The following is a 10793-nucleotide window of genomic DNA, read 5'->3' as shown; positions in this document are numbered from 1 at the left end:
CTGGATGCGGTGGATCGTGGCCGGGTGCCGTTGTCGTGGGGTGAGGTGTGCCTGCACGCGTCCGGTGCTTCGGCGTTGCGGGTGCGGTTGGTGCGGTCGGGTGGCGATTCGGTGTCGCTGGTGGCGGTGGACGGGTCGGGTGCGCCGGTGGTGTCGGCGGGGTCGGTGGTGGTGCGGCCGGTTCCGGCTGAGTGGCTCGCGGTTGTCTCCGCTGGTCGTGGTGCCGGTCGGGATGCGTTGTTCGAGGTGGAGTGGGTTGCGGTGAGTGGCCTGCCGGTGGCTGAGCCGGTGCCGGTCGCGGTGCTCGGCCTGGACACGTTGGGTGCCGCTGGGGTGCTGCGGGCGGCTGGGGATTCGGCGCCGGTTCATGCGGATCTGCTGTCGCTGGCGGAGGCGGGTCCGGTGCCGGGTGTGGTGCTGGCGGAAGCGGTCTCTGTCCGAGCCGGCGGGGTCGTGGCGTCGGTGCACGAGTTGACCTCGGATGTTCTGGGTCTGTTGCAGGGGTGGCTGGCCGATGACCGGTTGGCTGATTGCCGTCTGGTCGTCGTCACTCGGGGTGCGGTCGCGGTGGGCGATGGTGAGGTGGTCACTGATCTGGCGGCTGCGGCGGTGGGGGGTCTGGTTCGTAGCGCGCAGTCGGAGAATCCGGGCCGGTTCGTCCTGGTCGACGTGGATGATCAGGAGTCTTCGCTCGCGACTTTGTCTGACGTGCTGCCTGGGGTTCTGACCTCAGGCGAGCCGCAGGTGGCGGTACGCGAGGGTGAGCTGCGGGTTCCGCGGATGGCGCGGGTGGCGCCAGGATCTGACGTTGGCGACGCGGTGGGCCGGGTCTGGGACTCCGAGGGCACGGTGTTGATCACTGGTGGTACCGGTGGTCTGGGTGGGTTGTTCGCGCGGCATGTGGTGGCCGAGCGTGGGGTGCGGCGTCTGCTGCTGACCAGTCGCCGGGGGTTGGACGCTCCGGGTGCGGTGGAGTTGCAGGCCGAGCTGATCGCGCACGGCGCCGAGGTCACGGTCGCCGCGTGTGACATGGCCGACCGGGAGCAGGTGGCGGCGTTGCTGGTCGGGGTGGATGCCGATCATCCGCTGACGGCGGTCGTTCACACCGCGGGTGTGCTGGCCGACGGCACGATTCCGTCGTTGACGGCGGAGGGTCTGGATGCGGTGCTGCGTCCCAAGGTGGACGCCGCCTGGCATCTGCACGAGCTGACCCGGGATCTGGATCTGGCCGGTTTCGTGGTCTTCTCCTCGATGGCCGGTGTCGTGGGTGCTCCCGGGCAGGGTAACTACGCGGCGGCGAACACCTTCCTGGATGCGTTGGCCGAGCATCGGCGGACCGAGGGGCTGGCGGCGTTGTCGCTGGCGTGGGGCGCTTGGTCGCAGGCCCATGGGATGACCGGCACGTTGAGCGAGATCGAGATGCGCCGGATCAACCGGACCGGAATGCCTCCGTTGTCGGCCGAGCAGGGGCTGGCGATGTTCGAGACGGCCGCTGCGTCGGATCGTCCGATGGTGGTGGCGGTGCCGCTGAACCTGTCGGTGCTGCGTGCCCTTCCCGAGGTGCCGCATCTGCTGCGGGGTCTGGTGCGCGCGGGCCGCCGCTCGGCGGTCGCCACCCAGATGGGCGGCGGCGTTGATGTTGTCGAGCGGCTGGCGGGGCTGGAGAAGGCCGATCAGGTTCAGCTGGTGCTCGAGTTGGTGCGGGCGCAGGCGGCGGTGGTGCTGGGGCACACGTCGGCGGATGCGATCCAGCCGGGACGGGAGTTCCGCGAGCTGGGCTTCGACTCCCTCACCACTGTGGAGCTGCGCAACCGGCTCAACGCGGCGACGGGGTTGCGGCTGCCGGCGACCCTCGTCTTCGATTACCCCACCCCGGCCATCCTCGCCGAACACCTCCTGGCGGAAATCGCTCCGGGAGAGAGCAAGGCCACGGAGCTGTCATTGCTGGCCGATCTCAACCGGTTCGAGACTGCTCTTTCCGATACCGCGCTCGACGATCTCGCCCGGAACGGCATCGTCACCCGGCTGCGGCAGCTGCTGGCGAAGGTGAGCGAGAGCGGCACGGAAACTAGTGAAATCGCTGTCGCCGGCATGCTCGAATCGGCGAGTACCAAGGACATCCTCGGCTTCATCGAAAGCGAACTGGGCCGTCTCAAAGACTTGTGATCTCCCGGCTCGCGAATACCCTGGAGGGCTCCTCCTATGTCGGAAGACCTGAAGCTCGTTGACTACCTCAAGTCGGTCGCCACCGATTTGCACGAGACCCGTCGACGACTCGAGGAGGTGGAGTCGGGCAAGCGCGAGCCGATCGCCATCGTGTCGATGTCATGCCGCTTTCCAGGTGGAGTCGGCTCTCCTGAAGATTTGTGGCGGTTGCTGGCTGAGGGTGAGGACGCGATCTCGCCGGTCCCGGTCGATCGGGGCTGGGATCTGGGGATGTCGTCAGGGCTGGGATTCGATGGGGAGGCCCAGGGTGGGTTCCTGGCGGATGCGGCGGGGTTTGATGCGGGGTTCTTTGGGATCTCGCCGCGTGAGGCGTTGGCGATGGATCCGCAGCAGCGGTTGCTGCTGGAGACCACTTGGGAGGCGATCGAGCGGGCGGGGATCGATCCGGTCTCGCTGAAGGGCAGCCACACCGGGGTGTTCGTGGGCACCAACGGCCAGGACTACATGAACCTGCTCATGAGCAATCAGGTGGATACGCAGGGTCATGGCGTCACCGGTCTGGCGGCCAGCGTGTTGTCGGGCCGCCTGTCCTACACGCTGGGGTTGGAGGGCCCGGCGGTGACGGTGGACACCGCCTGCTCGTCGTCGCTGGTGACGTTGCACCTTGCGGCGCAGGCGCTGCGGCAGGGGGAGTGCTCACTGGCGCTGGCCGGCGGTATCACGGTGATGACGTCGCCGTTGGTGTTCGTCGGGTTCAGCGCGCAGGGCGGGATGGCACCCGATGGTCGGTGCAAGGCGTTCTCCGACACCGCGGACGGCACCAGCTGGTCCGAGGGTGTCGGCGTGCTGGTGCTGGAGCGGCTGTCGGACGCTCAGCGCAACGGGCACCAGGTGCTGGCGGTGCTGCGTGGGTCGGCGGTCAACCAGGACGGTGCGTCGAACGGGTTGACCGCGCCGAACGGTCCGTCGCAGCAGCGGGTGATCCGCCAGGCGCTGGCCGGCGCCGGTTTGTCGTCGGCCGAGGTGGACGCGGTCGAGGCGCATGGGACCGGCACGGTTCTGGGTGACCCGATCGAGGCGCAGGCGCTGCTGGCGACCTATGGGCAGGACCGGGACGAGGGCCGGCCATTGTTGCTGGGGGCGATCAAGTCGAACCTCGGTCACACCCAGGCGGCGGCGGGTGTGGCGGGTGTGATCAAGATGGTCATGGCGATGCGGCACGGGGTGCTGCCCCGGACGTTGCATGTGGACGCGCCGTCCTCGCATGTGGACTGGGCCTCGGGTGCGGTGGAGTTGCTGACCGAGCCGACCGAGTGGCCGCACACCGGCCACCCGCGCCGGGCGGGTGTGTCGTCGTTCGGGATCAGTGGCACCAACGCGCACGTGATCCTCGAACAAGGGCCGGAAGCACCGGTAGGAGAAGACGCTTCGCAGGACCGGATACCGGCCGCCGATGCGGTGAGCGGTGTGGTTCCGATGCTGGTGTCGGGTCGTACGGCGGGGGCGTTGCGGGCACAGGCCGGGCGGCTGGCCTCGCACGTGGAGGGCCGCGGTGAGGCGGCGTTGGCCGATACGGCGTTCTCGCTGGTCACGACCCGTCCGGCGTTCGAGCATCGGGCGGTGGTGCTGGCCGGCGACCGTGATGGTGTGCTGGCCGGGCTGGATGCGCTGGCCGAGGACATGCCGAGTGCCGGTGTGGTGCGCGGGGTGGCCGCGACGCCGCCGCAGCTGGCGGTGCTGTTCACCGGACAGGGCAGCCAGCGGGCGGGGATGGGCCGGGAGTTGTATGCGCGGTTCCCGGTGTTCGCGCAGGCGTTGGACGAGGTGATCGCGGAGCTGGATCCGCTGCTGGACGGGTCACTACGGGAGGTGCTGTTCGCCGAGCCGGGCAGCGAGCAGGCCGGGTTGCTGGATCAGACCGGGTGGGCGCAGCCTGCGCTGTTCGCGGTGGAGACCGCGCTGTTCCGGCTGGTGTCCTCGTGGGGAGTGCGGCCGGGTGTGCTGGCCGGTCATTCGATCGGGGAGATCACCGCTGCCCATGTGGCCGGGGTGCTGTCCCTGAAGGATGCGTGTGTGCTGGTGGCGGGTCGGGCGCGGTTGATGCAGGCGCTGCCCGCGGGTGGGGCGATGGTGTCGGTGCGGGCCTCTGAGGAGGAGGTCGTCGGGCTGCTGGCCGGGCGCGAGGACCAGGTGTCGGTCGCGGCGGTGAACGGTCCGTCCTCGGTGGTGATCGCCGGGGTCGAGGAGGCGGTGCTGGAGGTGACCGCCGCTCTGGAGGAGCAGGGGGTCAAGACGCGGCGGTTGCGGGTGTCGCACGCGTTCCACTCGCCGTTGATGGAGCCGATGCTGGAGGGCTTCCGCGCCCTGGCCCGTACGTTGACCTACAGCGCGCCGAGGGTTCCGATCGTGTCCACGTTGACCGGGGAGGTGGCCACTGCGGAGCAGTTGTGTTCGCCGGATTACTGGGTGGACCAGGTCCGCGGCGCGGTCCGCTTCGCCGACGGGGTCCGCACCCTGCACGCGCGAGGCGCGCGAGCTTATCTGGAGCTGGGCCCTGACGGCGTGCTGACCGCCATGGCCGCCGGCACTCTGGATGCCGGCCGTGACGTGGACGAGTACGACACAGGTGTGGTGCTGGTGCCGGTGCTGCGCGGGGATCGGGACGAGCACATGGCGGTGATGACGGCGCTGGCCGAGCTGCATGTGCACGGGGTGCCGGTCGACTGGCAGACGGTGCTGCCGGGCGGACGCCGGGTCGATCTGCCGACCTACCCCTTCGAGCATCGGCGGTACTGGCCCGAGAGCACCGGTTCCGGTACCGGGAACGTGGCGGCGGCGGGCCTGGCCGCCGCCGGGCACCCGCTGCTGGGCGCGACAGTCGGGCTGGCCGACTCCGATGGGGTGCTGCTGACCGGCCGCTTGTCGCTGGCTTCGCATCCGTGGCTGGCCGATCACGTGGTGGCCGGGATGGTGTTCTTCCCGGGTACCGGGTTCCTTGAGCTGGCGGTCCGGGCGGGTGACCAGGTCGGTTGCAACCTGGTCGAAGAGCTGACCCTGGTCGCTCCGTTGGTGCTGGGCGAGCGGGACGTCGTCGCGATGCAGGTGTCGGTGGGCGCCGCTCAGGAGACGGGCCATCGGAGCGTGAGCATTTACGCCCGGTCGGCGCAGGCTGGAGAGGATGTGCCGTGGGTGCGGCACGCCACCGGCACGCTGGCCACGGGCACCCGCACGGCCGGTCCTGCCCCGATCGTGCCGTTCGACGCGACGGTGTGGCCCCCGGCCGGCGCGACCGCGATCGCGCTGGACGGTTTCTATGACCAGCTGGCCGAGAATCTGCTCGTCTACGGCCCGGTGTTTCAGGGGTTGCGGGCGGCCTGGTGGGGGGCCGAGGGTGGCGAGGTGTTCGCCGAGGTCGCCCTTCCCGAGCAGGTGGCGTCGAGTGCGGGTTCGTTCGGGGTGCATCCGGCGTTGCTGGACGCGGTGTTGCACGCGGTGACCTTCGCCGGGCTGGACACCGAGGCAGGTACGCGGTTGCCGTTCTCCTGGGGAGAGGTGAGCCTGCACGCCACCGGCGCGGCGATGCTGCGCGTACGGATGAGCCGGACCGCTGCCGACTCGGTGTCGCTGGTCGCGGTGGACGTCGCCGGGGAGCCGGTGCTGTCGGTGAGGTCCCTGCTGCTGCGCCCGTTCTCGCCCGACCAACTCGCCACCACGGGCGGAGGACAGGCGACGGCGGGGAACGGGTTGTTCCGGTTGGAATGGACTCCGCTGTCGGAGTTCCCCATGGTCGATTCGGTGCCGGTGGCAGCGGTCGGTTTCGCCGGGTTCGAGCCGGACGCGCTGGGTCTTGCGAGGGCGTGGGAGTCGGCCGGGCAGTCGGTCGCGGTTCATCGTGATCTGTCGGCGCTGGGCGAGGCGGGGCCGGTGCCGGAGGTGGTGCTGGCCGAGGTCGTGACCAGGCGGGCCGGGGACGTGGCGATCTCGGCGCACGAGGTGACGGCTGGGGTGCTGGGTCTGTTGCAGGGGTGGCTGGCCGATGAGCGGTGTGGTGGTTCGCGGCTGGTGGTCGTCACGCGGGGTGCGGTGGCCGCGGGTGAGGGTGAGGCGGTCGCTGATCTGGCGGCTGCGGCGGTGTGGGGTCTGGTGCGGTCGGCGCAGTCGGAGAATCCGGGCCGGTTCGTCCTGGTCGACCTGGATGATCAGGAGTCCTCGCTGGCGACTTTGCGCGATGTACTGCTCGCGGTGCCGGCCTCGGACGAGCCGCAGGTGGCGGTGCGCGACGGTGGGGTGCGGGCGCCGCGGCTGGCGTCGCTGGCCTCGGGGGCGGGTCTGTTGCCGCCGGCCGGTGAGGTGCCGTGGCGGCTGGGCAGCCGGGCCAAGGACAGCTTGGACGCGCTGGAGTTGCTTCCGTTCCCGCAGGCGGCCGAGCCGTTGGAGGCCGGGCAGGTGCGGGTGGCGGTGCACGCGGCGGGGGTGAACTTCCGGGATCTGCTGGACGGGTTGAACGCGCTGGGCTGGTTCCAGGACAAGGCTGAGGTCGCCGGTGTGGTGCTGGAGGTCGGCCCGGAGGTTGAGGACCTGCGTCCGGGGGACCGGGTGGTCGGTCTGGCCGAGGGCGCGTTCGGCCCGGTGGTCGTCACCGAGGCCACGATCTTGGTGAAGATTCCCGATCACTGCTCGTTCGAGCAGGCGGCGACGATTCCGGTGGCGTTCCTCACCACCTATTACGGGCTTATGGATCTGGCCGGGTTGCGGGCAGGCGAGCGGCTGCTGGTGCACGCCGGTGCGGGTGGTGTGGGCATGGCGGCGATTCAGCTGGCGCAGCGGCTGGGGGTGGAGGTGTTCGCCACGGCGAGCCCGGCCAAGTGGGACGTTCTGCGTTCGCTGGGCATCCCGGACGATCACATCGCCTCCTCGCGGAGTGTGGAGTTCGAGGAGCGGTTCCGCGCGGTGTGTGGTGAGCGGGGCATCGATGTGGTGCTCAACTCGCTGACCGGGGAGTTCATCGACGCCTCGGCACGACTGCTGCGCCCGGGTGGCCGGTTCATCGAGTTGAGCAAGCTGGACATCCGCGAGCAGGACCGCTTCCCGGGGCTGGAGTATCACTGGTTCGATGTGCTGGATGCCGGGCCTGAGCGGTTGCGGCAGATCCTGGCCGAGTTGATGGAGCTGTTCGCCGCTGGTGAGTTGCGGCCGTTGCCGGTGACGGCGTGGGATGTGCGCCGGGGCCGGGAGGCGTTCCGGTTCATGAGTCAGGCCAGGCACACGGGCAAGATCGTGTTGACCATGCCCCGGCGGTGGGAGCCGGAGGGTACGGTGTTGATCACCGGTGGTACCGGTGGTCTGGGTGCGGAGGTGGCTCGGCATCTGGTGGCCGATCGTGGGGTGCGGCGTCTGCTGCTGGCCAGCCGCCGGGGGTTGGACGCTCCGGGTGCGGTGGAGTTGCGGGCCGAGCTGATCGCGCACGGGGTCGAGGTCACGGTCGCCGCCTGTGATGTGGCGGATCGGGATCAGGTGGCGGCGCTGCTGGCGCAGGTCGATGCCGAGCACCCGCTGACCGCGGTGATCCACACCGCGGGCGTGGTGGACGATGGGACCATTCCCTCGCTGACGCCGGAGCGGCTGGAGTCGGTGTTGCGGCCGAAGGTGGACGCTGTCTGGCATCTGCATGAGCTGACCCAGGGTATGGATCTGGCCGGTTTCGTGGTGTTCTCCTCGCTGGCCGGGGTGATGGGCGGTGGTGGTCAGGGCAACTACGCGGCGGCCAATGCCTGGCTGGACGCGTTGATGGCGCGGCGCCGGGCGCTGGGGTTGCCGGGGTTGTCGCTGGCGTGGGGGTTGTGGGCGCAGGAGACCGGGATGAGCGGGGGCATGTCGCAGGTCGATGTGCACCGGGTGACCGCCGCCGGGCTGCCGCCGATCACCACCGAGCAGGGGCTGGCGCTGTTCGACGCCGCCATCGGGTCGGATGCACCGCTGGTGCTCCCGGTCCTGATGAACATACCGGCGATGCCCGCTCAGCTGGTGCCGCCGCTGCTGCGCGGTCTGGTGCGGGGCACCCGTCGTACGGCGGCTTTGGCGCATACGGCCGATGGAGGAGCGTTGGTGCGGCAGCTGGCCGCACTGACGCAGGCCGACCGGACCCGGTTCATGGTCGATCTGGTCCGCACTCAGGCCGCCACGGTCCTCGGACACCCCGACTCCGCGGCGGTGGACGTCCGGCGGGAGTTTCGTGAGCTGGGCTTCGACTCCTTGACCGCGGTGGAGTTGCGGAACCGGCTCAATACCGCGACCGGGTTGCGGTTGCCGTCCACGCTGGTGTTCGACTACCCGACGCCGGCCATACTGGCGGAGTTCCTGCTGGCCGAGTTGTTCGGTGAGGACGCCGACGTGGTCATTCCAGCGTCGGTGGTACCGGTCGCGGACGACCCGATCGTGATCGTGGGCATGGCCTGCCGTTATCCGGGCGGGGTCGAATCGCCGGAGGATCTGTGGCGACTGGTCAGTGAGGGTGGGGATGGGATCTCGCCGTTCCCGACGACGCGCGGCTGGGATCTGGCGGCCTTCTACAGCCCGGATCGGGAGAGCCAGGGCATCAGCTATGTGCGTGAGGGCGGGTTCCTGCACGAGGCGGGGCAGTTTGATCCGGGGTTCTTCGGGATCTCGCCACGTGAGGCGTTGGCGATGGATCCGCAGCAGCGGTTGCTGCTTGAGGTGTCGTGGGAGGCGATCGAGCGGGCGGGCATGGATCCGGTCTCCCTGCGCGGCAGCCACACGGGTGTGTTCGCCGGGATCATGTACCACGACTACGCGTCAAGCGTGGAGTTCCCGCCGGAGGCGATGGGCTTCATCAGCACCGGTACGGCGGGCAGCGTTGCGACCGGCCGGATTTCGTACGCGCTGGGGTTGGAGGGTCCGGCGGTGACGGTGGACACCGCGTGTTCGTCGTCGCTGGTGGCGATGCACATGGCGGCGCAGGCGCTGCGGTCGGGTGAGTGCACTCTGGCGCTGGCCGGTGGTGTGACGGTGATGGCCAACCCGGGCGCGTTCATCGGTTTCAGCGCGCAGGGCGGGCTGGCCGGCGATGGCCGGTGCAAGTCCTTCGCTGACGCGGCCGACGGGGTGAGCTGGTCCGAGGGCGTGGGCATGCTGGTGCTGGAGCGGCTGTCGGACGCGCGCCGTAATGGCCACCAGGTGCTGGCCGTGATGCGTGGGTCGGCGGTCAACCAGGACGGTGCGTCAAATGGGTTGACCGCGCCGAACGGTCCTTCCCAGCGGCGGGTGATCCGTCAGGCGCTGGCCGTCGCGGGCTTGAACCCGGTCGAGGTGGACGCGGTGGAGGGTCACGGGACTGGTACGACGCTGGGTGATCCGATCGAGGCGCAGGCGTTGCTGGCCACCTATGGTCAGGACCGGGACGAGGACCGTCCGCTGCTGCTGGGGTCGATCAAGTCGAACCTCGGTCACACCCAGGCGGCCGCCGGTGTGGCGGGTGTGATCAAGATGGTGCTGGCGATGCGTCAGGGGGTGCTGCCCAGGACGCTGCACATCGACGAGCCGTCCTCGCATGTGGACTGGGCCTCGGGTGCGGTGGAGTTGCTGACCGAGCCGGTGGAGTGGCCGGAGACCGGTCGTCCGCGTCGGGCGGGGGTGTCGTCGTTCGGGATCAGCGGCACCAACGCGCACATCATTCTTGAGCAGGGGCCGGAAGCACCGGTAGGAGAAGACAGTCCGCAGGGCCGGGTACCGGCTGCGGATGTGGTGCCGGTGCTGGTCTCGGCCAAGACGGGTCGGGCGTTGCGGGCACAGGCCGGGCGGCTGGTGTCGTTCCTGGACGGTGAGTCTGATCTGGGGCTGGCCGACGCCGCGTTCTCGCTGGCCACGACGCGGTCGGTGTTCGAGCATCGGGCGGTGGTGCTGGCCGAGGGCCGTGAGGGTGTGCTGGCCGGGCTGGGTGCGCTGGCCGAGGACCTGCCAGGTGCCGGTGTGGTGCGCGGGGTGGCCGCGACGGAGCCGCAGCTTGCTTTCCTGTTCACCGGTCAGGGCAGTCAGCGGGCGGGGATGGGCCGGGAGCTGTATGAGCGGTTCCCGGTGTTCGCGGCGGCGTTGGACGAGGTGCTCGCGGAGCTGGATCCGCTGCTGGACGGGTCGCTGCGGGAGGTGCTGTTCGCCGAGCCGGGGTCGGCCGAGGCGGGGCTGCTGGATCAGACCGGGTGGGCGCAGCCGGCGTTGTTCGCGCTTGAGACGGCGTTGTTCCGGTTGGTGTTCTCGTGGGGGGTGCGGCCGGATGTGCTGGCCGGTCACTCGATCGGGGAGATCACTGCGGCTCATGTCGCCGGGGTGCTGTCGCTGAGTGATGCGTGTGCGCTGGTGGCGGGCCGGGCGCGGTTGATGCAGGCGTTGCCCGCGGGTGGGGTGATGGTGTCGGTGCGGGCGTCCGAGGAGGAGGTCGCTGAGCTGCTGGTCGGGCGTGAGAAGGAGGTGTCGGTCGCGGCGGTGAACGGCCCGGCCTCGGTGGTGATCGCTGGGGTCGAGGGGCCGGTTCTTGAGGTGGCCGCCGCGTTGGAGGAGCGCGGGGTGCGCACGAAGCGGTTGCGGGTGTCGCACGCGTTCCACTCGCCGTTGAT

The 10793-nt window shown here is 70.0% G+C and carries 2 protein-coding genes; both read left to right on the top strand.

The window, feature by feature from the left end:
- Positions 1-2166 (top strand): SDR family NAD(P)-dependent oxidoreductase (locus tag ACWD3H_RS46845; RefSeq protein ID WP_451959685.1); only part of this gene is annotated, 2166 nt, incomplete at its 5' end.
- A gap of 36 nt (positions 2167-2202) precedes the next feature.
- Positions 2203-10793 (top strand): SDR family NAD(P)-dependent oxidoreductase (locus ACWD3H_RS46840; protein WP_451959684.1); only part of this gene is annotated, 8591 nt, incomplete at its 3' end.

The sequence above is a fragment of the Streptosporangium sp. NPDC002607 genome (assembly GCF_053592655.1).
This window is presented reverse-complemented; position numbering and strand designations above follow the sequence as displayed.